This window comes from Hyphomicrobium sp. 2TAF46 (genome assembly GCF_052114865.1).
Classification (GTDB): Bacteria; Pseudomonadota; Alphaproteobacteria; order Rhizobiales; family Hyphomicrobiaceae; genus Hyphomicrobium_B.
The window spans coordinates 115,145-136,467 of record NZ_JBFRFO010000001.1; the positions used below are offsets into that span (position 1 = coordinate 115,145).

Below are 21,323 nucleotides of genomic sequence, written 5' to 3' on the forward strand. Positions count from 1 at the left end.
TTCGAAATCGTCATAATCCGACCCGCGGTTTTGAATGAGCTCGTGACCGTACAATCCTGACGGAGCAGTCTTCCGAGAACGGCAGCCAAACGCTTCAGGCAGCCCTCGCATAGACCCGAACACGGAACATGTACTTTGTCTGGAATGTTCGTCTTTTCAGACGTTTGAATAGCTGTGGATCGTTTTGACAAAACGCTGGCCGCGAGCCCGCGGCGGGGCGCCGCGCCGGTTGTACGTTCAGCCTCGGTGGTTTACCTGAGTGCCATGACCTCAATTCAGAAACCGGGCGCCGCCGGCAGCGGAGATTTGCCGCACGATGACGACCCGCCGTTCGATCTGCCAGAGGCGCCCCGAGCAGCGCGCCAAGATGACAGGAACAGCCCGTCCATTTCTGCGCGCGCGATAGCGGCGTCGCGCGGCCAGCCGGCCTATCTCGAAGGCCTCAATCCCGAGCAGCGCGACGCCGTCGAAACGACGGAAGGTCCGGTCCTGGTGCTTGCAGGCGCCGGCACCGGCAAAACGCGCGTGCTGACGACGCGCATCGCGCACATTCTTGCAACGAGCCGCGCCTACCCGTCACAAATTCTCGCTGTCACATTCACGAACAAAGCCGCGCGCGAAATGCGCGAGCGGATCGGCACGCTCATCGGCGGCACGCTTGAAGGCATGCAGTGGCTCGGCACCTTCCATTCGATCGGCGTCAAGATCCTCCGCCGCCATGTCGAACTAGTTGGCCTCAAACCAGGCTTCACGATCCTCGACGACGACGATCAGGTGCGCCTGCTGAAACAGGTCATCGAAGCCAACGGCATCGACAAGGATCGCTGGCCTGCGCGTCAGCTCGCCAACCTGATCGACAGCTGGAAAAATCGCGGCCTGACGCCGGATAAGGTTCCTGAAGGCGAAGCCTACAATTTCGCGGCGGGCCAAGGCGCAAAACTGTACGCGGCCTATCAGGCCCGGCTGAAGGATCTCAACGCCTGCGATTTCGGCGATTTGCTTCTCGAATGCCTGCGGCTGTTCCGCGAGCACCCCGACGTGCTCGCCGACTACCATCGTCGTTTCCGCTATATTCTGGTCGACGAGTATCAGGACACCAACGTCGCGCAGTATCTATGGCTGCGCTTCCTAGCGAAGGGATCGCCGAACATCTGCTGCGTCGGCGACGACGATCAGTCGATTTACGGCTGGCGCGGCGCCGAGGTCGATAACATCCTGCGTTTCGAGAAGGATTTCCCCGGAGCCAAAGTCATCCGGCTCGAACGCAACTATCGCTCGACCGGAAATATTCTCGCCGCCGCGTCCGGCCTCATCGCCAAGAACGATGGCCGGCTCGGCAAGACGCTCTTCACCGACGGCGCCGCAGGCGCGAAGGTCAGCGTTGCGAACTTCTGGGACGACGAAGCCGAGGCCCGCGCCATCGGCGAGGCGATCGAGCAGTTTCAGCGCAAGAGCGAACGGCTAAACGATATGGCCGTGCTGGTGCGAGCGTCGTCCCAGATGCGCGCCATCGAAGATCGTTTCATTACGCTCGGCCTTCCTTATCGCGTCATCGGCGGTCCGCGCTTTTACGAACGTCAGGAAATCAAGGACGCGATCGCCTATCTCGACGTCGTTGCGAACCCCGCCAACGATCTCAAATTCGAGCGCATCGTCAACGTGCCGAAGCGCAGCCTTGGCGACACCACCGTGAAGCGCATCCACGAGCTCGCGCGCGCCCGCGCCATTCCGCTCTATCAGGCGGCCCGCGAGATCGTCGAAACCGACGAACTGACGCCGCGCGCACGCAAATCGCTGTTCGACCTGACGCAGTCGTTCGAACGCTGGCGCGCAAGCCTGGAACAGATGCGCCACACCGATCTCGCCGAGCTGATCCTCGATGAATCCGGCTACACGGCGATGTGGCAGGCCGACAAAAGTCCGCAATCCCAGTCGCGACTCGAAAACCTGAAAGAACTCGTGCGCTTCATGCACGACTTCGACTCGTTGCAGGGCTTTCTCGAGCACGTCTCGCTCGTCATGGACGCCGAGCAGGGCAGCGACGGCGACCGCGTCTCCCTGATGACGCTCCACGGCGCCAAAGGATTGGAGTTCGGCATCGTCTTCCTGCCGGGCTGGGAAGAAGGCCTGTTTCCGCATCAGCGCTCGATGGACGAAAGCGGCAAGGCAGGCCTCGAGGAAGAGCGCCGGCTCGCCTATGTCGGCATCACGCGTGCGAAGCGGATTGCCAAGATTTCGTTCGCGCAGAACCGCCGGACGCATGGCCTCTATCAATCGGCGCTTCCGTCCCGCTTTGTCGACGAGCTGCCCGTCGCGACCGTCGAAGTGGTCGAAAGCGAGATGCCGTTCGGCGGCAGGCCTGATCCGTTCGGCTATGGTGGAGGCTTCGGGCAAAGCCGCTTCGATCGCGCGGGCGGATCGGAACCGTTCCGCTCGACGTACAATACGCCCGGATGGCAGCGCGCCCAGCAATCCTGGAGCAGCAGCAAGAAGGATCCGAAGAAGAGATCCCGAGGACCGTTGACGCTCGAAGGCGAACTTGTAGCCGCATCAACCGCCGACGCGCCGTCGTTCAAAAAAGGTACGCGCGTGCGCCACGAAAAATTCGGCGAGGGAACGGTAACGGCCGTCGACGGGAACAAGTTGACCATCGAATTCGATGATGGTTCGACGAAGCGCGTTGTCGCGAGTTTCGTCGATCTTGTGTGACGGATTTGCGAAAGCAAATGCTCAGGCGATGTCTAATTCTCGCCGCGAGTTTCTTCTTATTGCCGTAATTGCAGGACATGTTATCCCCAGCTCGTTGAGCGTGGGGGTTCATCAGCTAAATCAAAACTTTACGACGCCGGGTTGCCGGCGTTGATCGGACGCGTTTGCGTTTTAAGTCCCTGATCTGAAATAAATTTTCAGGGACGTGAAACCGAAACGGGGGACCGTTGTTTGGGAGGGTAGAGTCCTTGAAAGGAGCTATCCATGAGCACTTACCGCTTCCCGTTAAGGGGTAAGATAGGCGTCGTGCGCGGACAGGACGGGGACGTTCCCGCGCGGCGGATTGGTGTTCAGCGTGATTTGAGCCGGGCAAATCGCAGGAACTACCTGCTGACTGATACGACGCCGCTGACCGAGGAGGAAATTCGAAATCTTCCGGTCGCCCATCGCTACTCATCATGAGTTGAAGAAGAACTGAGTTTGGACTCGAATGAACGGCACCGCTTGGATCTGAGCGGTGCCGTTTATTTTGTCGATTTCGTTCAAGCCGCCTCTGCTTGCCTGACCTTCAACAAATCCCACGCGGCATTGACCTGCTTGATGCGCTGTTCGCGATAGCGGCGGTCAGCTTCATCGCGCGCGTGATCCGGATGCCAGGACATCCGCAACGCATCGACGATCTTCTTGACGGCAGCGTCCGGCGCATCGGAATTGAGTCCAAGGATGCGGTAAGCCTCATACACCGTCGATGGCGCGTCGTGCTCCGCTATGTCCGCGCTCTCATCGTGAGACGCCGGCGCGGCCCCGTGCGCAATGCGCGCGATACGATCGAGATCGCGTGTGATCGCGCGAACCGACGCCCGTAACTTCTCTGGCGCGATTTGCCCAACGCGACGTCCAAGCTCCGCCGCGCGGTCGTACAAACTATCGAGTTCCGATGCGAGCACATCCCGCAACAGGAGATCGCCCGGAAGGCCGGCAATGAGAGTCTCCGTTTCGTGCAACCGTGTGTGCACGTGAGCCAACGGATTGGCATCTTCCCCATCATCGCCGTCGTGAGCCGTTGCCGCCCTCCAACTTTCATAGCTTTTGCCAAAAGCCGAGGTTCCACGGGCAAACGATGCCGCCCCAAAATCTCTGAGGCGCGCAGCCAGCGATCCCGTCCATCCGGCGAATTGCAGGAACTCGAATGATCCGAGTTGCCGCCGCCGCACCCAGAACAGGCATGCCGCCATCAGAGAGACAAGAAGCATTGAGACAACGCCGGCAACTTTGAACGCATTCCCGGGAGCAGCCCCGGAAGCCGATGCCGCCGCCGGATCGACGACCGTAATCCAAGGCTTCGTCTCAGGCTCGGGCTCGCGTTCGGAACGCAGCGCAGCCGGCTCGATGACGGCATCAGGGGAAAGCTCCTGTGATGCGACATGCGCCAGCGTCGTGGCATGCCCGAACCCTGGGAAAACGAAACGGCCCCTGAGTTTGCTCACGGGCGCGTATCCGGGTGGAAGTTGATCCGGTAGCCGCACGCCCGAAGCACGCGCTGATGCCGCGACCTTGGCCCAGGCGACACGCTGGCCCGCGCATTCGATCGAAAATTTGTAGACCATCATCGTCTCGCACGTCCACGCGGCCGAGCCGGTGCATGACGGAAAAGCGAGATCCTCCCGAGGACCGATGATGCGATAGGTCGTCTCTTCCGACGGCGAGAGGCGTGGAGCACCTCGATCCATCGTGCAACTGTAAGGTAATACGAGCTCGTCTGCCGCAACGGCACCGCACCCAAGGGCCATGCAAACTGCAAAGCCCGAGGCCAAGAAACGCAAAGCCCCCATAATCGTCCGCCCCCGAAAGCGAAAATTCCCCTCTAATTCCAGTTGTGCAAGATCCTAGCCCAAGATCGTGTCTACTAAGCCAAAGCCGAAAGTTATGAACCGAAAAATTGTGCGCGCCATGGAACTTAGTGATGTATCATCAACCTCAGGTAGGGCTGGCCAATCCGCATCGGTCTCGGCGAAATGCTCGTCATCATTCCGCGACGAAGGGTTGCCAGGCTCGCGTGATCTCCAGCGACCCGCTATGAACTTCATTGCGTAAGAAGCTGGGATCGAAACAAAAAGTTCGGGGAGTTGTGTATGGCGTCGGCAGACTTTGCGGAAGGCCGATTAGAGCGGAGGCAAGGCCTTTTTCAGCGGCTGGCGGATCTCACGGACTTCGAAGCGAAGCCAGCCGAGGTTCCAGAAGACGCCAAGCGCCAGCCGATCGACATTCTTGAGCCCGACGATACGCGCAAACGTGAGCGCTTCATTCCCGTGACACGTTTTGCCCTACTTGACCGCCTGACGAAGCCTTATCTTTGGCCGGCCGGACAAGCCGCCGACGCGCGCCGCTTCTTTCGCTATCTCGATTACTGGCGCCAGCAGCAGTACTTCGCATTGCTTCTCGATCTCGAGCAGACCTATGAAGCATTTTCCCCCGACAGCGACCTGCTGATGACGCGCAGCTTTTCGGACGATGAGCGTGCGTCGTTACAGCACCGGGTTTTCGAAGGCGTCGAAAGCCTGCTGCAGCGGGCCAACTACGAACGCATCGATCCGAGCAATATCGAACTCATTATGACGCGCGATAGCCACTACGGCCTCGATCTGTTCGTCGATATGGAAGAGTTCGAGCGCATCTCGATCTTCTATCGCGGCGCGTCGAACCGGAAGTATGAGCGGCGCCGCATTCGCAAGTTTTTGCGCAAGGAAGAATTTGACGTTCCGATTTTCCAGCGGCTCTTCATCATGTTCAAGTTGAAGTCGGTCGAAACGTGCGTTGAAGAAGCCATGCGCGACATGAAACTCTCGCGCGAGGCGGCGGAGAAACACGTCGCCCGCAACCGCGCGCATTTCCCGAAGAGCATGAACGAGAAGAATATTTACCTGAAGCTCTTCAAGAACCTTCCGCGCACGGACGTCGAGATGATCTTCCCGAACACCAAAGTCCGCTTCCGGCCGTTGGATAAGCTTCGTCTCGGCGTTACGGCAAGCGGCGGCATCGGCATGGGCGCGGCAGGCGCGGCCGGCAAGGTCGCGCTTCTGATGAGCAATCCGATCGCCGCGCTTGGCGCGCTGGCGGGTCTGGGCGGCATCGCCGCCCGGCAAGCCATGGGCTTCCTCAACCAGAAGCAGCGCTACATGGTCATCATGGCGCAGAACCTCTATTTCCACACCATGGCCGACAATCGCGGCGTCATCCTCAAAATCGCGGCCCGCGGCGCCGAAGAGGACGTGAAGGAGGAAATGCTGCTCTACAGCGTTCTCGCCAAGGAAAAGTCGACGCGTACCGATCTGCCGTCCATCGACCTCGCCATCGAGAACTACCTGACCCGCACCTTCGGTGTGAAAATCGATTTCGAGATCGACGACGCGCTCGATCGTTTGATCCGCGACGGCATCGTCGTCGAAAAGCCGGATGGCTCCTTCGTCACGTTGCCACCGGCCGAGGCGGCGAAGCATATCGACGCCAAGTGGGACTTGTTCCTGGATCACCTACCCGACCCCGTCAGCACGGAAGGCTATGAGTTCGAGGGCCGACCGGCCTAGAACTGAAAAATCGAATGGCATTCAAAAAATTTGCGGCGCAGTTTGGCGACCGTTCACTTGCTTATGAGACCGGCAACGCGCTGCAGGATCTGCTCGAGCCGCCGCCGGACGCACTGACCGTTTTCGAAGACGGACCCGATCGCTGGCGGCTCGAAGCCTACTTCGATGCCGATGCGGGCGATCGCGATCTGGCAACCGAGCTCGGGCCTCTCGTGCAAGGCCCGCTGCCCCCGTTCACCGTCGAGACCGTGCCCGACCTCAATTGGGTCGCGATTTCTCAAGCGGCACTGCCGCCCGTCCATGCGGGCCGCTTCACCATTCACGGTAGCCATGACAAGGGCCGCATCGCTGGCGGTCCGAATGCTATTTTGATCGACGCCGGAGAAGCCTTCGGCACCGCACATCACGCGACGACGCTCGGTTGCCTCCTGGCGATTGACAGGCTGACGCGCGCAAAGTCCTTCAACTGGGTCTTCGACCTTGGCTGCGGTTCGGGCGTGCTGGCCATCGCGGCATCGAAGGCATTGCCGTATGCAGAGATCATCGCCGCCGACATGGACCCCCAATCGGTGAAGGTCGCCACGGAAAACGTAAGGCTCAACGGTGCCGCGAGCCGTATCGCGCTCGTTGTTGCGAGCGGCATCGGACACCCGAAAGTTCGGAGCCGCGCCCCGTTCGACCTGTTCATTGCTAATATCCTGGCTGGGCCTCTGATCGGCCTCGCGCCTGCAATCTCCCGCTCGGTCGTGCCCGGCGGAACGCTGGTGCTCTCGGGTATTCTGATTCCACAGGCGCCGGAGGTCCTCGCCACCTACCGAGCCCACGGCTTCTCGCTCGTCCGCCACGACCGCTTGACGGGATGGTCCACGCTGACGCTCGAACGGCGCTGAAATCCGCCATTGCCCGCTTGAGCACTGCCGCTTAGAAACGCACCCATGCTGCAGACATTCGAATCCTCGTCCGAGCCGGACCGCGTCGCCGAACGCGTGAAGGCGCTTCGTGCACTGATGGCACGCACAAAGCTCGATGCCGTTCTCGTCCCACGCGCCGACAGGCATCAGGGCGAATATGTTCCCGCCTCTGCCGAGCGTCTGAAATGGCTGACCGGATTTTCAGGCTCCGCCGGGATCGCGATCGTCACGAAACGGGCAGCCGTCCTGATCGTTGACGGCCGCTACACCGTGCAGGCCGGATCCGAAACCGACACAGACATCTTCGAGGTCTCGCTGCTGCCTCGCAACAAGATCTCCGAATGGCTGACCGGGCATCTGGCCAATGGCCAAACCATCGGCTTCGATCCCTGGAACCACACCACCGGCGAGATCGAACGGCTGCAAAAAGCCATCTCGGCGAAAGGACTGAAGCTCAAAGCGCTCGCCAGCAATCCGATCGATAGCATTTGGGGAAAGGCCCGGCCCGCACCTCCGCAAAATCCGGTCATTGCACAGCCGATCGCGTTCGCCGGCAGAACACCCGTCGACAAGCTCTCTGAGTTGCAAGCGCGGCTGAAGGAGGAAGGCCAAGGCGCTGTCATCCTGACGCTGCCGGATTCCATCTGCTGGCTCTTCAACATTCGCGGCAGCGACGTCGCCCACAATCCGGTCGTTCTGGCATTCGCAATCGTACCGGCGAGCGGCAAAGCCGAACTCTTCATCGCACCCGATCGTTTCGATCCCGAGGCACGCGCCGCCGTCGCGCCGGTCGCGAAGCTTCTCCCGCCCGAAATGCTCGCAGCCCGATTGAAAGAGCTGAAAGCGAAGGGCAAGCGCGTCCGCCTCGATACTGAAACCGCCGCCTATTGGTTCGGCGCGAAACTCGGACCAAAGCTCATCGCCCGCGGACAAGACCCCTGCATCGTCCCGAAGGCGATCAAGACCGATGCCGAAGTGATCGGCGCACGCGCCGCCCACCTGCGTGACGGTCACGCCGTCGTCCGCTTCCTCGCCTGGCTCGACGATTGGGCCGCCGACGGAACGCTGGACGAGATTACGGCCGTCCAAAAGCTCGAAGAATTCCGGCGCGACACGAACATGCTTCGCGACGTCAGCTTTCCGACGATCTCGGGCTCAGGGCCGAACGGCGCCATCGTCCATTATCGCGTGACGGAAGACACCAACCGGCGAATGAGCCCGGGTGAACTCTTCCTCATCGACAGCGGCGGCCAGTATCCGGACGGCACGACCGACATCACGCGCACGGTCGCAATCGGCGAACCCAGCGAAGACATGAAACGGCATTTCACCGCCGTTTTGAAAGGCCATATCGCCGTCGCGACCGCGCGCTTTCCGAAAGGCACGCGCGGCATCGATCTCGATCCTTTCGCACGGCGCGCGCTTTGGCAGATCGGCGCCGATTTCGATCACGGAACCGGCCATGGCATCGGCAGCTATCTTTCCGTGCACGAGGGACCGCAATCGATCTCGCGTGCAGGGATGGCGCCGCTCCACGCCGGAATGCTGATTTCGAACGAGCCCGGCTACTACAAAGTCGGCGAGTACGGCATCCGCATCGAGAACGTCGTGCTCGTGACGCTGCCCGAACCCGTCGAGGGCGGCGAGCGTGAGATGATGGCCTTCGAGACGCTGACGCTCGCGCCGATCGATCGCCGGCTGATCAATTCAAAAATGCTGGATACGAGCGAGCGTGATTGGCTCAACGCTTACCACAAGCACGTCTACGACACGCTTGCGCCTGGCCTCGATCCCGCGGCACGCAACTGGCTGAAGCAGGCAACGCAGCCGGTCTAGTTCGCGCTGCGCCTGTCCCATCGGTTACAGCGGAAAACACCCGCCATCGTTACATCTCCACATGCACACGCATGAGGGAGAGCAATGATGTTTTCAATCTACGAACTGACGGCAGCACCACATTTTCCGCAGCCCTTGAAAGCCGCGGCAGGCATTGAGCGCCCAGAAAACATCGTCACACTTTTGGCGCTGGCGGCCGAGGGCGACCACGGCATCGAAATCACGATGCGCGACGGCGAGATGTTCATCGCGCTGAAGTCGAGCTGAACCGGAACGATCGATCAGCTCTGACCGACGAGCGCAATCCACCCGTCCTCGTCGAGCACCGTCACACCGAGCGCACGCGCGTTGTCGAGCTTCGATCCGGCCTCGGCGCCCGCGACGACGTAATCCGTCTTTTTCGAAACGGAACCCGAAACCTTTGCACCAAGCCGTTCCGCCTGTGCCTTCGCCTCATTCCGCGTCAGCTTCGTCAGCGTTCCGGTGAAGACGACCGTCTTGCCGGTAACGGGCGAAGCTTTCGTCTGCAGCCGCTCGTAGGGCTTGACCTTCACTTCCGACAATAGCGCATCGACCTGTTCTTGATTGTGCTGTTCGCCAAAGAAATCGACGAGCGCGTCGACGACCGTTTCGCCGATACCTTCGATATTATCGATGTCCTCATAAGCATCGCTGCCCTTGCCGCCCAGGACGGCAGCATCCACGGCCGCGCGCAAAGCTTCGAGCGTTCCGTAGGCCTTGGCGAGATCCTTCGCCGTTGTCTCCCCGATATGCCGAATGCCGAGTGCAAAAAGAAAACGGTCGAGCGCAACCTCACGACGGGCATCGATCGCGGAAAAGAGCTTGCGAACCGATGTCTCCTTGAAGCCCCTGACCTTCGTCAGCGGTTCATCCGAATCCCGATCCCGCATCTCGAGCGTGAAGATGTCGGCCGGCGACTTGATGCGCCCGGTGTCGAAGAAAAACTCGATCTTTTCCGCCCCGAGCCCGTCGATATCGACGGCGTTGCGCGAAACAAAATGCTTGAGACGTTCCTTCACCTGCGCCGGACAGATAAGCCCTCCCGTGCAGCGGCGAACGACGTCAGCTCGGCCCGTTTCTTCCACAGACTCACGCACGGCGTGACTGCCGCAAACCGGACAGACCGTCGGAAATTCGAACGGTTTTGAATGCGACGGCCGCTTGTCGAGCACGACTTCGACAACCTGCGGAATGACATCGCCCGCGCGCTGGACGACGACGGTATCGCCCTCGCGAATGTCTTTCCGCGCGATTTCGTCCTCGTTGTGCAGCGTCGCATTCGAAACGACGACGCCGCCGACAGTGACAGGTCGAAGTTTCGCGACCGGCGTGAGCGCTCCGGTGCGCCCCACCTGAATATCGATCTTTTCGAGCACCGTCGTTGCCTGTTCGGCGGCGAACTTATGCGCAATGGCCCAGCGCGGCGAGCGCGAGACGAACCCCAGCCGCTCCTGATAGTCGAGCCGGTTGACCTTGTAGACGACGCCGTCGATATCGTAGCCGAGCGACGCGCGCTTGCGCTCGATATCGCGATAGAACGCGAGCAGGTCTTCGGTCGTCGTCGAAACGCGCATCATCGGATTGATCGGCAAGCCCCACGCTCCGAAACTCGCAACGACGCCGGCTTGCGTATCCGCCGGAAGCTCCGAGGCGGCCCCCCAGGTATATGCAAAAAACCGCAGCGGCCGTTTCGCCGTTATCGATGGATCGAGCTGGCGAAGCGATCCGGCAGCCGCATTCCGGGGATTGGCGAATACCTTGTCGCCGCTTGCCGCCTGTGCCGCGTTGAGCTTTTCGAAATCCTTGTGTCCGAGATAGATCTCGCCGCGAATCTCGATCAGGTCGGGAATATTCCGGCCCTTGAGCTGATGCGGAATTTCGCCGACCGTCTTGATGTTCGCCGTGACGTTCTCGCCTTCCGTGCCATCGCCACGCGTCGCCGCCTGGACGAGCACGCCGGCTTCGTAGCGTATGGAAATCGAAAGCCCATCGATCTTGGGCTCGGCCGTGACCTCCAAAAGGTCGTCGTCGCCGAGCTTCAAAAAGCGGCGCACCCGCTCGGCGAAATCGACGACATCCTGATCGTCGAACGCATTGCTGAGCGACAGCATCGGCACGTCGTGCCGAATCTTGCCGAACGCAGCGACAGGCGCCGCCCCGACCTTGTTTGTGGGACTATCGGAACGGCGAAGCTCCGGATGAGCATTTTCCAATTCGGCAAGGCGGCGGCGGAGCGCATCGTACTCCGCGTCCGAGACCTCGGGCGCGTCATGCCGGTAATAGAGATCGTCGTGGTGGGAAATCTCGGCCGCCAGCCGAGTGATTTCCGCCCCGGCCGTTTCTTTCTTTGCAGGCGCGGATGCGCGGCCCTTGGATGTCTTTTTCGAACCCGCTGGAGACATGACGATCTCGGATAACTTGCGAAGCAAAGCAAAAAGCGCGGCGGATATCCGGCCGCGCTTCAAACTCTAGCACGATGTGATTTTCAGACGAAAATCGGCAAATCAGCCGTTGCCAAAGCTCATTTTAGGTACGCTCAGCTTCGGCACGGCGTTCCATGTCTTGGACAGCCAGGAGTCGCCGTCCTCGCGCGGGGCCAATCCACCGTTCGCCAAGAGCGTGTAAGAATCCTTGTACCATTTGCTGTCGGGATAGTTGTGGCCAAGCACAGCCGCAGCGTTCTGAGCCTCTTTGGTGATGCCGAGCGCCATGTAGCACTCGACCAGGCGCGCCAGCGCTTCTTCGACGTGCGCCGTCGTCTGATAGTCGCTCACCACCGTCTTGAAACGGTTTATCGCGCCCACGTAGTTGTGCTTGTCGAGGTAGTACCGGCCGACTTCCATCTCGTTGGCCGCGATGTTGTCCTGGCAGATGCGGATCTTGTTGTCGGCATCACGCGCATACTCGCTGTCGGGATAACGGCTCTTCAATATCTTGAACTGCTCGAGCGCCTTGCGCGCCGGCGTCTGATCGCGGTTCGCGGTTTTCAAGTCGTCGAAATAGGCGGACGCGATGATGTGGTGCGCCAGTGGCGCTTCCTTCGTCCCCGGATGCATCGTGATGTAGCGCTCGGCCGAGGCGATTGCCTCAGGCGACTTTCCGGCCCGATAGTAGGCGTAAGCCGCCATGACGATGGACCGGCGCGCTTCCTGCGAATACGGGTGCTCGCGATCGACGGACTCGAACTTTGTCGCGGCGTCTTCGAAACTGCCCTTGGCCATCAGCGCATCGGCGTCAGCATACATCTTGCTGGGCGGATCCGGATTGAGAGCCGATGTATCGAGCTTGTTGCCCGAGCAGCCGGCGACGGCAAGCGTCATCGCGACTGTTGCAGCCCCAAGAACTTTCTTGATGTCTCGCGTCGATATCATCATGCGCCGCGTTGCTTCCCACACAGGCCGACGTTGTCTCAACGCCAGCCAAATCCTATCGACGATCGCATGCGGATAGCACCCCGAAGCTCGCCCCGAAAGGTGAATCGCCAGCATATCCCCGCCAACGGCCCACCTCCGCTAGGCTATCGCCAGAATGTGGTGCATTCCGGGCTGCCGAACGAGAGAATCTCGCCTGGGCCGTGCGCCAAATCGAACAGGGAATAAGCTTGCGCTTATTCCGCTGCGACGACGGTTTGCGGGACCAGATGGACCGGCGAACGGGTAGCGCGTGCACGCGGTGCCTGCGCGATTTCCCAGTTCGAAGCGTCAGCGAACAGGGCCTGCAGAACCATCGAATTCAAACGATGGCCGCCCCGGTAGGAGCGATAAGCCCCGAGCAGCGGCATACCGGCCAGCGCCAGGTCGCCAACGGCGTCGAGCATCTTGTGGCGGACGAACTCCTGCGGATAGCGGAGCCCTTCCTTGTTCATGACCTTGTCTTCGCCGATCGCCACGGTGTTCGTCAGATCGGCGCCGAGCGCCAGACCGGCTTTCCAGAGCTTCTCGACGTCGCTCATGAACCCGAAGGTACGGGCGCGAGAAAGCTCGTGACGGAACACGCCCGGGCTCATCTCGTATTGCAGACGCTGCCTGCCGATGACTGGAGACTGGAAGTCGATTTCCACGTCCATGCGGAAACCGGCGTGTGGGTCAAGCGTGCCCCAGCAGCCATTTTCCTCGACGCGAACCGGCTTCAGAACCTTGATATATTTGCGCGGCTCGGAAAGCTCCCGGATGCCGACCCGATCGATGGCGTCGACGAAAACCGCCGAACTGCCGTCCATGATCGGAACTTCTTTGCTGTCGATCTCGATATAGAGGTTGTCGATGGAGAGGCCGCGAAGGGCCGCCAGAAGATGCTCGACAGTTCCGACCGTTGCTCCGGCGTCATCGCCGATGACGGTACAAAGTGTAAGATTTTTGACGTTGGCTACGTGTGCCGCGATTTCCGAAATGACTTTTCCTCGTTTTGTAACGAGAAAGCGGAGCCCAGTATCAGCCTCTGCCGGATGCAGTGTGAGTGATACCGGAGCTCCGCTGTGCACCCCCGTGCCTGTCAACTGGATCTCGCGGGCAAGCGTGGTTTGCCGCGCACCGATGAATCGATTCGACATACAGCGCCGTCCCTCATTCTTTTGGCGGGCCGCTGCTCCCCAGCATAAATGCGGCCTACCAACCCCCTGACCCCGTTTGGACGATCCCCTTTAAAGTTCAGGGCGAGCCAGCCTTATTTCGGCCGTGTCTGCTCTGATCAAAAGGCGCATCGCAAGTGGTCGATGCACAAAAGCTAACTGCTTCGCCAAACACCGACAAATCACGCTTTCTTACACTGTGTTACGCTTTGGCAACCATGCTTGACGTCGTCGCCGTCTTGATGCAGCCCCATTTTCTGCGCGTTTTTGGCGAGAAAAATCACCTGCCCTCGGCACGCATTTTTCACGATTTAAGATCGAAAGCATAGCGCATTGTAGACATTTGTTGTGCGTACTTTCTATTTTCTTCCCCGCCCCGCGAAACGTTCAAGAAGTCCAGGTTTTCTGGGCTCTTCTGCATCTCTCGAACTCGCGCGCGGCGACGCTCCGTGATGCGCATTCCATTCCTTCTGCGCCTGCGGAGGAAATTCTTCGATGCCCGGCAGACGGCGCCCTCCGCGATGAATTTCGGCGGGTGCCTGCGGCTCGAATCGGGAGTCGTAATGTTGGCCCTGAGACCCCGACGGAAGGGGCGGCGTCCGTAACAAAGCATTTCCGGAGAGGGGAGGAAAATTTTCCAGGCCGTCTTCGATCATGACGTTTCCGGGCGCAATCCAGCTGTCACGATTCTGTCGTGGAGTTTCGCTGTGGACAGGTTGCGAAATATTCTGGCCGTGAGCACCTGCCGGAGGCTGCAATGCTTCGGCCAGCCGTCTTTGCAGATCCCCCGACGGCGGCGGAGGAGGAATGGATGCGCCCGGCGCATGAACCGTGGGCCGCGGCTGCTGCATTTGAGGCTGGGGCGCGGCAGCCTGCTGCGCGACGGCCTGTGCGCCCGCGATCGCGCGCAATCCGCCCTGCTGACCGACGATCGATTCAGCCGCCCTGTTCATGCCGGAGGCGACGATCGACACCCGCAGGCGATCACCGAGCTGCTCTTCGAACGTCGCGCCCACGATGATGTTCGCATCGGGATCGACTTCCTGCCGGATCCGGCTCGCCGCTTCGTCGACTTCATAGAGCGTCATCTCCCGGCCGCCCGAGATGGAGAGCAGAAGCCCCTTGGCCCCGCGCAGCGTCACGTCGTCGAGCAGCGGATTGGCAATAGCCTCTTCCGCCGCGAGGATAGCCCGGCGCTCGCCCGTCGCTTCGCCGGTTCCCATCATCGCCGTGCCCATGCCGCTCATCACGGTTCTGACATCGGCGAAATCGAGGTTGATCAGGCCTTCCTTCAGCACCAGCTCGACGATGCAGGCGACGCCCGAATAGAGCACCTGGTCGGCCAGCACGAACGCTTCCGCGAAAGTCGTCCGCTCGTTCGCGATACGGAACAGGTTCTGGTTCGGAATGACGATGAGCGTATCGACGAGATGGCGAAGGCTCTGGATGCCGGCTTCCGCGATGCGCATGCGCCGCGCGCCTTCGAACTGGAACGGCTTACAGACGACGCCGACCGTCAGCGCCCCAAGCTCGCGCGCGATCCGGGCGATGACTGCGGCAGCGCCCGTGCCCGTGCCGCCGCCCATGCCGGCGGCGATGAACACCATATGTGCACCGGCAATATGCGTGCGAAGTTCTTCAAGCGCTTCTTCTGCTGCCGCTTCGCCGATCTCCGGCCGGGCACCCGCACCGAGGCCCTCCGTCAGGTTGACTCCGAGCTGGATGCGATGTTCGGCACTCGAAGCTTCGAGTGACTGCGCATCGGTGTTCGCGACGACGAATTGCACGCCCTGCAATCCGGCTGCGATCATGTTGTTGACGGCGTTGCACCCGGCGCCCCCAACGCCGATCACGGTGATCCGCGGCTTGGCGTCGACCAGCTTCGGCAATTGCAGCTTGATGCTCATAGCTTCCTCGACATTGATAGTTTGCCGTTTCGCGTGATTACGCTGGGCTCCCGCGCCCATCACTTCGGCGATTTCAACTCGTTCTGCGACACGTCTTCAAAACCCGCCCTTGAGCCATGTACCGACGCGGCCGAGATACCCCTGCGTCACCGTCTTCCGGCCCCGGGCGACGTTCAATTCGCCTTCGCCTCGAGCCGCAATCATTGCCAGCCCCGAGAGCGTAGCAAGCTGTGGTCCCGCGAGGCTTGCGTTGAGACCGGGAAGATCCGTCGGCCGTCCAATGCGCACGGTTCTGCCGAACTCGTTCGCGACGACCTCCGGCAATCCCAGAAGCTGGCTGGCACCGCCCGTCAGAACAACCTTGTCTCCCGCGTATCGGCTTGCCGCGTTGAGCGCCAAACGCTCACGCACAAGCCCCATGATCTGCTGCACGCGCGGACGGACGATATCCGTGAGCCGCGCTCTGCTGGTTTCGTAGCTCGCATCGTCCTCTTCGCCCGAGATAGGGTAGGAGAACGACTCGTGCTCGTCGGACTGGGCATTGAGAAGTGTGCCATAAAGCGTTTTGATTCGCTCGGCTTCGGCGAGTGGTGTCTGCAACGCCTTGGCGATGTCGTAGGTGATGTGCTGGCTGCCGACCGGAATGACGTCGGTTCCCGTGAACGCACCATCGGCGAACATCGCAATGGACGTCGTTCCGGCCCCGAAATCGATGCAGGTGACGCCGAATTGGCGCTCCTCGGCCGTCGTTACCGCAAGCGCGCTCGCGTAGGGAGCAGCGACCAAGCCGTCGCAACTCGCGTAACACCTGTCGACCAGCACAAGCAGGTTGCGCAGCGGCGCCTCGTCTGCCGTGACCGCGTGCAGCCCCGCTGAAAGCCTGCGCGCCGAAAGTCCGAGAGGATCGCGGACACCGGTTGCCCCATCGACATCGTAGCCAAGACGATTGAGATGTATTAGCGTCCGTCCATTGCGCTCGGCATAGCTTTCCCCCGCCGCCATCAGCCGCGCGAGGTCGTCGTGAGTCACGCTACCTGTCTCGACCTCGGTTCGCGCCGTGCAATGAACCGACGACAGCCGCCCGGCCGCAATCGAAAGCGTGAAACCGCCGACCGAGATACCAGCCGCGCGCTCGGCTTGACCGATGACGCCGCGAACGACCGACTCGGCCTCGTCGAGGTCCGTCAAAACGCCCGCTTTGATGCCCTTCGAACGCTGCATGCCGAGGCCCGCCAGCCGCAACGACGGCTTGGCTGCACCAGCGCTGTGTTCAGCCACCACGACGGCGGCAACAGTCTTGCTGGTGCCGATATCGAGAAGCCCGATGGTCCGGTAATTGCGCCGATCCGCCACAAAAATCTCCGTTAGGGCCGTTCTGAAACCAGAGACACGGTCTGCGCACCCGCCTTCGACGCCGTCCGTCCTGAATTGCCATCCAGAGGCCGGATCGCAATCCGGCCCGGCGTGCGAACATCGACGATCATCGGCGATCCCTTGAGCGCCGACGTGGCCTCTCGCGCCGTCGCGACTTCTTCGAAGCCTTCGATCTCGCGATCGGCGCCGAGTTCGAGCGCGGTGCCGTTCTTGAGCACGATCCGCCAGCGGCGCTCGGCGATGCGTTCCCCGTATGCGTACTGCCGTTCGATCTGCGGGTATTGCCGCAAGGCTGAGAGCATCAGGATGGCTTCGCTCTCGGCGCCTTCGCCGCTGACCCGCGGCAAATTCCAGTTGGAGCCGCGAGCGGCGGGTCCAAGCGTGCGTCCCGTGGCATCGACAAGAAAACTCGTTTCACCACGCTGCAAAAGGAAAGCCGGCGTCCGTTCGCGAACGACGACGTCGAGAGTTCCCGGATAAACGCGCGTGATCTGCGCGGTATCGATCCAGGAAATCCGTTCGATCCGTTTCAGCGCCGCATCGGAATCGAACGCCGCGAATGTCTTGACGTTCGGAAGATCGAGCGCGTCAAAAACATCGGAATCCGACGAATAGTGCTGGCCCGAAACATTTACCTGATCGATTCCAAATCCTGCAGCGACCATCACGTCGTTGACCTTCGCAGCGAAATCGATCGCGCCGAGTTTGCCGAGCGGCAACGCGTACGCGGCTGCACCGATGAAAATCAAAACGCCTGCGGCGATGGCCGAAGGCTTCACCCAGCGCTGCGCGCGCCGCGACCTGCGAAAGCGGCGTTCGCCGCGCGGAATTTGTAGAGCGAAAGGTGAGCGCTTGGCCGCGCCGCCGGCGACGCGTTTGCTGACCGTCGCGACGCCGCGCGTCTCGGCCATCCAGTGAGCAGCATCCGGTTCAGGCGTTGGCGCATCGTGTGCTGCCCGCCACCAGAACCGTTGCTTGCTCTCTACCTGTTGCAACTCGCGTCCTCGACCATCCATCGGACGAGGTCACCGAACGACCAGCCGGCATACCCCGCCAGCTCAGGCACCAGGGAGGTCCCCGTCATGCCCGGCTGAGTGTTGACTTCGAGGCAGATCAGCTCGTTGGTTCCGCCCGCGGTATCGTCGAAGCGGAAGTCAGCCCGCGATACGCCGCGACAGCCTAAAGCTTGATGCGCCCTTAAGGTTAAGGAACGGACCAACTGGTAAATATCTGGTAAAAGTTGTGCAGGCAGCTCGTGCTTGGAACCGCCCGGAGCGTACTTCGACTCGTAATCGTAGAAAGCGAGTCCCCTTAAGGGCACAATCTCGATCACGTCCGTCACAAAATCGCCGATGACAGCGCAAGTTAGCTCGCGGCCCGCAATATAGCGCTCGACCATCACGATCTCATCCAGCGGGCCCCCGGCGGCGATGGAATTCGGCGGCCGCTCCGTATCCGGCGGCACGATCACGACACCGACGCTCGACCCCTCCGTCACCGGCTTGACGACGTATGGCGCGGGCATCACGTGGCCTCCGAGAGCCTCCCCGCGCGTCACGAGCTTGGCTTCGGCGACAGGCACGCCGGCAAGCTTCATGATGTCCTTCGCCCGCTCCTTGTGCATGGCGAGCGCCGAGGCGAGCACACCCGAGTGGGTGTAGGGAATTCCCAAAAGCTCGAGGATGCCCTGCACACAGCCGTCCTCGCCGAATTTTCCGTGCAGCGCGTTGAAGCAGACGTCCGGTCTCAGCTCCTGCAGCCTGCTCGCAAGATCGCGGTCGACGTCGATTTCGGTGACCGTGTAGCCCTCCTGCAGAAGCGCTTCGCCGACTGCCGCGCCCGAGTTCAAACTCACCTCGCGTTCGGCGGAAAGCCCGCCCTTCAAAACCGCGACGTGGATACGCGTGCGCTTGGGCACCGGGCCGAGTTCGTTCATGGCTGGCTCGCTTAGGTCAGAGATGCATTCGCAGTTTGATCAGTTTTGGCTGGCGTGAATAGCGGCACTTTCCGCCGCCAGCGCCTCGCCGACAGGACGGCCGGGCTTCGGAATGCCGAGCCGGATGATCTCCCAGTCGAGCGTGATCCCGGAGGTCGCCAAAACGCGCGCGCGCACCGTCTCGCCAAGCGTTTCGACGTCTTCGCCGCTAGCCTGCTTGTCGTTGATCAGGAAGTTGCAGTGCATCTCGGAAACTTTTGCTCCGCCGACGCGCAATCCCCGGCAACCCGCTTGATCGACCAGCTTCCAGGCACTGTGGCCCTGCGGATTCTTGAACGTCGAGCCGCCCGTCCGTTCTTTGATCGGTTGATTTTTCTCCCGATAGTCGGCGACTTCGTCCATCTCTTTCAGGATTTCTGCCGGATCACCCGGCTCGCCTTCGTACGTCGCCTCGGTGAAAATCCAATCTTTCGGGATGCCCGAGTGGCGATAGGTGAAACCCATGTCTGCCAGCGAAAGCACATGGATATTGCCTTCCGGATCGACAGCCCGCGCACCAACGAGGCAATCCTTCGTTTCCCGTCCGTGCGCGCCCGCATTCATGCGCAGCGCCCCGCCGATCGATCCCGGAATTCCGCGATAGAACGCAAGCCCACGAATTCCCGCGTCCGCGGCGGCGCGCGCCACTTTGACGTCGGGAACGGCGGTGCCGGCCCGTAGGCGCTGGCCATCGACCTTGATTTCGCTAAGGCCGCGCCCAAGCCGGATAACGGCGCCAGGAACGCCACCATCCCGCACCAGTAGATTGGACCCAAGCCCGATGACCTGAACGGCAAGCTCGCGCGGCCTGTGCTTGAGGAAGTAGGCGAGATCGGCTTCGTCCGCCGGCATGAAGAGCACTTGCGCCGGCCCCCCGACGCGAAACCAAGTGACATCGGCAAGCGACGCGTTCGCGCTGAGCCTTCCCCGGAGATCCGGCATGGCGGAAGCAAGTTCGCCGGTGATGTCATCGAACATCAGCCGTTGCTCCCGGTCCGCTGCGGCGCTTCCGCGAGCCATCCCGGCAATGCGTTCGCCCATTCCGTCGAATTCCCCGCGCCGAGGCAGATGACGATGTCGCCCGGCCGCGCCAGGCGTTTGATCGCCGGGACGAGCAGGCTCGGATCATCCACGGCTTCGGCCGGCCGTCCCCCGAGCGTCCGGATGCGATCAGCCAAAGTCCGGTTGTCGATGCCCGCAATCGGACTTTCGCCCGCCGTATAGAGCGGAGCAACGACGACGCTATCTGCATCCTTGAAGCACTGCGCGAACTCGTCGAAGAGATCGCGAACGCGCGTAAACCTGTGCGGCTCGACCACCGCGATCACGCGGCCCTTGCTGCCGCCCCGCGCCGCCGCCAGCACCGCGGCGATTTCAGCCGGATGATGGCCGTAGTCGTCGTAGATGCCGACGCCGTTCCATTCGCCGGCGAATTGAAAGCGCCGTTTGACGCCGGAAAATCCCGCCATCGCGGCTTTGATCTTCGCGTCCGGCAAACCCGCATGCGTCGCGACCGCTATGGCCGCAAGCGCATTAAGCGCATTGTGCGAACCGGGAATCGGCACCGACCAGCCTTCGAGCCGTCGCGCGCCGCCCTTGACGTGCGCCGCAAGGACCGCATCGAAAGTCGTCGTGTTCCCGTCGATGCGAACCGACTGAAGCACGAGATCGGCGTCCTTGCTTTGACCGTACGTCAGAAGCTTGCGGCCGTCCGCCCGAAGGTTCAGCCGCTGGATCACGTCCCGAACAACCGGATGATCGATGCATGCAACCGCGAGGCCGAAGAATGGAATGTTCCGCAAAAACGCTTCGTATTCGCGGTGCATCGCCTCGACCGACCCGAAATAATCGAGATGCTCGGGATCGATATTCGTCACGATGCCGATTTCGGTCGGCAACCGCGTGAACGTGCCGTCACTTTCATCTGCCTCGACGATCATCCACTTGCCCTGGCCAAGCCGGGCATTCGAACCCCACGAATTGATGATGCCGCCGGTGATGACGGTCGGCTCTTCACCCGCTTCCGTGAAGATGTGCGAGAGGAGCGACGTCGTCGTCGTCTTGCCGTGCGTGCCTGTGACCGAGATCGTCGAATAAAGCCGCATCAGCTCCGCCAGCATCTCAGCGCGGCGGATGATGGTCAGCCCTTTCTGGCGGGCCGCGACGAGTTCCGGGTTCAGCGGCTTCACCGCCGTCGAGATGACGACATAGCGCGCGCCGATGAGGTTTACCGGATCATGGCCGACAAAAACGCGAATGCCCTTGGCCCTGAGCCTTTTGACATTGGCGCTCTCCTTCTGGTCGGAGCCCTGAACTGTGTAGCCTTTGGCAACCAGAATTTCGGCGATGGCGCTCATGCCGATGCCGCCGATTCCGATGATATGGAAAGGCCCGATGTCGCGGGGCATCTGCATGGATGGAAATTACCTCGATGAGTCT

16 protein-coding genes are annotated in these 21,323 nt (G+C 61.3%); 6 read left to right on the forward strand and 10 right to left on the reverse strand.

The features are described from left to right. Positions 1-264: 264 nt before the first annotated feature. Together AB4Z24_RS00530 and AB4Z24_RS00535 are read left to right on the forward strand one after the other, a co-directional pair. Complete coding sequence (locus tag AB4Z24_RS00530) at positions 265-2,709, forward strand: ATP-dependent helicase (protein ID WP_441705040.1); 2,445 nt, start codon at positions 265-267, stop codon at positions 2,707-2,709. A 264-nt stretch (positions 2,710-2,973) separates the two neighbouring features. Further along, the gene (locus AB4Z24_RS00535; protein WP_441705042.1) at positions 2,974-3,171 is read left to right on the forward strand and encodes a hypothetical protein; all 198 of its coding nucleotides are present in this window, start codon (positions 2,974-2,976) and stop codon (positions 3,169-3,171) included. 80 nt (positions 3,172-3,251) lie between these two features. Here AB4Z24_RS00535 and AB4Z24_RS00540 read toward each other — a convergent pair whose 3' ends face one another. Then, positions 3,252-4,439 carry a J domain-containing protein gene (locus AB4Z24_RS00540; RefSeq protein WP_441705044.1) on the reverse strand — a complete coding sequence of 396 codons (1,188 nt, stop codon included), beginning with the start codon at positions 4,437-4,439 and terminating at the stop codon, positions 3,252-3,254. A gap of 402 nt (positions 4,440-4,841) precedes the next feature. Between AB4Z24_RS00540 and AB4Z24_RS00545 the strand changes: the two genes are divergently transcribed. The 4 genes from AB4Z24_RS00545 (at position 4,842) to AB4Z24_RS00560 (ending at position 9,307) form a co-directional block, all read left to right on the forward strand. Beyond that, positions 4,842-6,293, forward strand: a complete 1,452-nt coding sequence (locus tag AB4Z24_RS00545) for a DUF3754 domain-containing protein (RefSeq protein ID WP_441705046.1) — start codon at positions 4,842-4,844, stop codon at positions 6,291-6,293. A 14-nt stretch (positions 6,294-6,307) separates the two neighbouring features. Further along, the gene (locus tag AB4Z24_RS00550) at positions 6,308-7,183 is read left to right on the forward strand and encodes a 50S ribosomal protein L11 methyltransferase (RefSeq protein WP_441705048.1); all 876 of its coding nucleotides are present in this window, start codon (positions 6,308-6,310) and stop codon (positions 7,181-7,183) included. 45 nt (positions 7,184-7,228) lie between these two features. Continuing rightward, the gene (locus tag AB4Z24_RS00555) at positions 7,229-9,040 is read left to right on the forward strand and encodes an aminopeptidase P family protein (RefSeq protein WP_441705050.1); all 1,812 of its coding nucleotides are present in this window, start codon (positions 7,229-7,231) and stop codon (positions 9,038-9,040) included. Between the two features lie 84 nt (positions 9,041-9,124). Next, complete coding sequence (locus AB4Z24_RS00560; protein WP_441705052.1) at positions 9,125-9,307, forward strand: hypothetical protein; 183 nt, start codon at positions 9,125-9,127, stop codon at positions 9,305-9,307. A gap of 14 nt (positions 9,308-9,321) precedes the next feature. Here AB4Z24_RS00560 and ligA read toward each other — a convergent pair whose 3' ends face one another. The 9 genes from ligA to murC form a co-directional block, all read right to left on the reverse strand. Beyond that, entirely contained in the window at positions 9,322-11,463 is a 2,142-nt protein-coding gene (ligA, locus tag AB4Z24_RS00565; protein WP_441705054.1) for an NAD-dependent DNA ligase LigA, read from the reverse strand. Positions 11,464-11,565: 102 nt separating this feature from the next. Continuing rightward, positions 11,566-12,435: an outer membrane protein assembly factor BamD gene (locus AB4Z24_RS00570; RefSeq protein WP_441705056.1), complete on the reverse strand. Its 870-nt coding sequence runs from the start codon at positions 12,433-12,435 to the stop codon at positions 11,566-11,568. Positions 12,436-12,668: 233 nt separating this feature from the next. Next, on the reverse strand, positions 12,669-13,610 hold the full coding sequence (lpxC, locus tag AB4Z24_RS00575; RefSeq protein ID WP_441705058.1) for a UDP-3-O-acyl-N-acetylglucosamine deacetylase: 942 nt from the start codon (positions 13,608-13,610) through the stop codon (positions 12,669-12,671). Between the two features lie 377 nt (positions 13,611-13,987). Next, a complete protein-coding gene (gene ftsZ, locus AB4Z24_RS00580) occupies positions 13,988-15,535 on the reverse strand; it encodes a cell division protein FtsZ (RefSeq protein WP_441705060.1) in 1,548 nt (515 codons plus the stop codon). 96 nt (positions 15,536-15,631) lie between these two features. Beyond that, positions 15,632-16,888: a cell division protein FtsA gene (gene ftsA, locus AB4Z24_RS00585; RefSeq protein WP_441705061.1), complete on the reverse strand. Its 1,257-nt coding sequence runs from the start codon at positions 16,886-16,888 to the stop codon at positions 15,632-15,634. Between the two features lie 11 nt (positions 16,889-16,899). Continuing rightward, positions 16,900-17,904, reverse strand: a complete 1,005-nt coding sequence (locus tag AB4Z24_RS00590) for a cell division protein FtsQ/DivIB (protein WP_441705063.1) — start codon at positions 17,902-17,904, stop codon at positions 16,900-16,902. Further along, positions 17,892-18,845, reverse strand: a complete 954-nt coding sequence (locus AB4Z24_RS00595; RefSeq protein ID WP_441705065.1) for a D-alanine--D-alanine ligase — start codon at positions 18,843-18,845, stop codon at positions 17,892-17,894. Before AB4Z24_RS00595 ends, AB4Z24_RS00590 begins: the two co-directional genes overlap by 13 nt. A 39-nt stretch (positions 18,846-18,884) precedes the next feature. Beyond that, entirely contained in the window at positions 18,885-19,862 is a 978-nt protein-coding gene (gene murB / locus AB4Z24_RS00600; protein WP_441705067.1) for a UDP-N-acetylmuramate dehydrogenase, read from the reverse strand. After that, entirely contained in the window at positions 19,862-21,298 is a 1,437-nt protein-coding gene (gene murC / locus AB4Z24_RS00605; RefSeq protein WP_441705069.1) for a UDP-N-acetylmuramate--L-alanine ligase, read from the reverse strand. Before murC ends, murB begins: the two co-directional genes overlap by 1 nt. Between the last annotated feature and the right edge of the window lie 25 nt (positions 21,299-21,323).

Bases quoted from the DNA above. Each gene is read 5' to 3' on its own strand.
- AB4Z24_RS00530 (WP_441705040.1), top strand. From the start codon at position 265: ATGACCTCAATTCAGAAACCGGGCGCCGCCGGCAGCGGAGATTTGCCG.
- AB4Z24_RS00535 (WP_441705042.1), top strand. From the start codon at position 2,974: ATGAGCACTTACCGCTTCCCGTTAAGGGGTAAGATAGGCGTCGTGCGC.
- AB4Z24_RS00540 (WP_441705044.1), bottom strand. From the start codon at position 4,439: ATGGATCGAGGTGCTCCACGCCTCTCGCCGTCGGAAGAGACGACCTAT.
- AB4Z24_RS00545 (WP_441705046.1), top strand. From the start codon at position 4,842: ATGGCGTCGGCAGACTTTGCGGAAGGCCGATTAGAGCGGAGGCAAGGC.
- AB4Z24_RS00550 (WP_441705048.1), top strand. From the start codon at position 6,308: ATGGCATTCAAAAAATTTGCGGCGCAGTTTGGCGACCGTTCACTTGCT.
- AB4Z24_RS00555 (WP_441705050.1), top strand. From the start codon at position 7,229: ATGCTGCAGACATTCGAATCCTCGTCCGAGCCGGACCGCGTCGCCGAA.
- AB4Z24_RS00560 (WP_441705052.1), top strand. From the start codon at position 9,125: ATGATGTTTTCAATCTACGAACTGACGGCAGCACCACATTTTCCGCAG.
- ligA (WP_441705054.1), bottom strand. From the start codon at position 11,463: ATGTCTCCAGCGGGTTCGAAAAAGACATCCAAGGGCCGCGCATCCGCG.
- AB4Z24_RS00570 (WP_441705056.1), bottom strand. From the start codon at position 12,435: ATGATGATATCGACGCGAGACATCAAGAAAGTTCTTGGGGCTGCAACA.
- lpxC (WP_441705058.1), bottom strand. From the start codon at position 13,610: ATGTCGAATCGATTCATCGGTGCGCGGCAAACCACGCTTGCCCGCGAG.
- ftsZ (WP_441705060.1), bottom strand. From the start codon at position 15,535: ATGAGCATCAAGCTGCAATTGCCGAAGCTGGTCGACGCCAAGCCGCGG.
- AB4Z24_RS00595 (WP_441705065.1), bottom strand. From the start codon at position 18,845: ATGAACGAACTCGGCCCGGTGCCCAAGCGCACGCGTATCCACGTCGCG.
- murB (WP_441705067.1), bottom strand. From the start codon at position 19,862: ATGTTCGATGACATCACCGGCGAACTTGCTTCCGCCATGCCGGATCTC.
- murC (WP_441705069.1), bottom strand. From the start codon at position 21,298: ATGCAGATGCCCCGCGACATCGGGCCTTTCCATATCATCGGAATCGGC.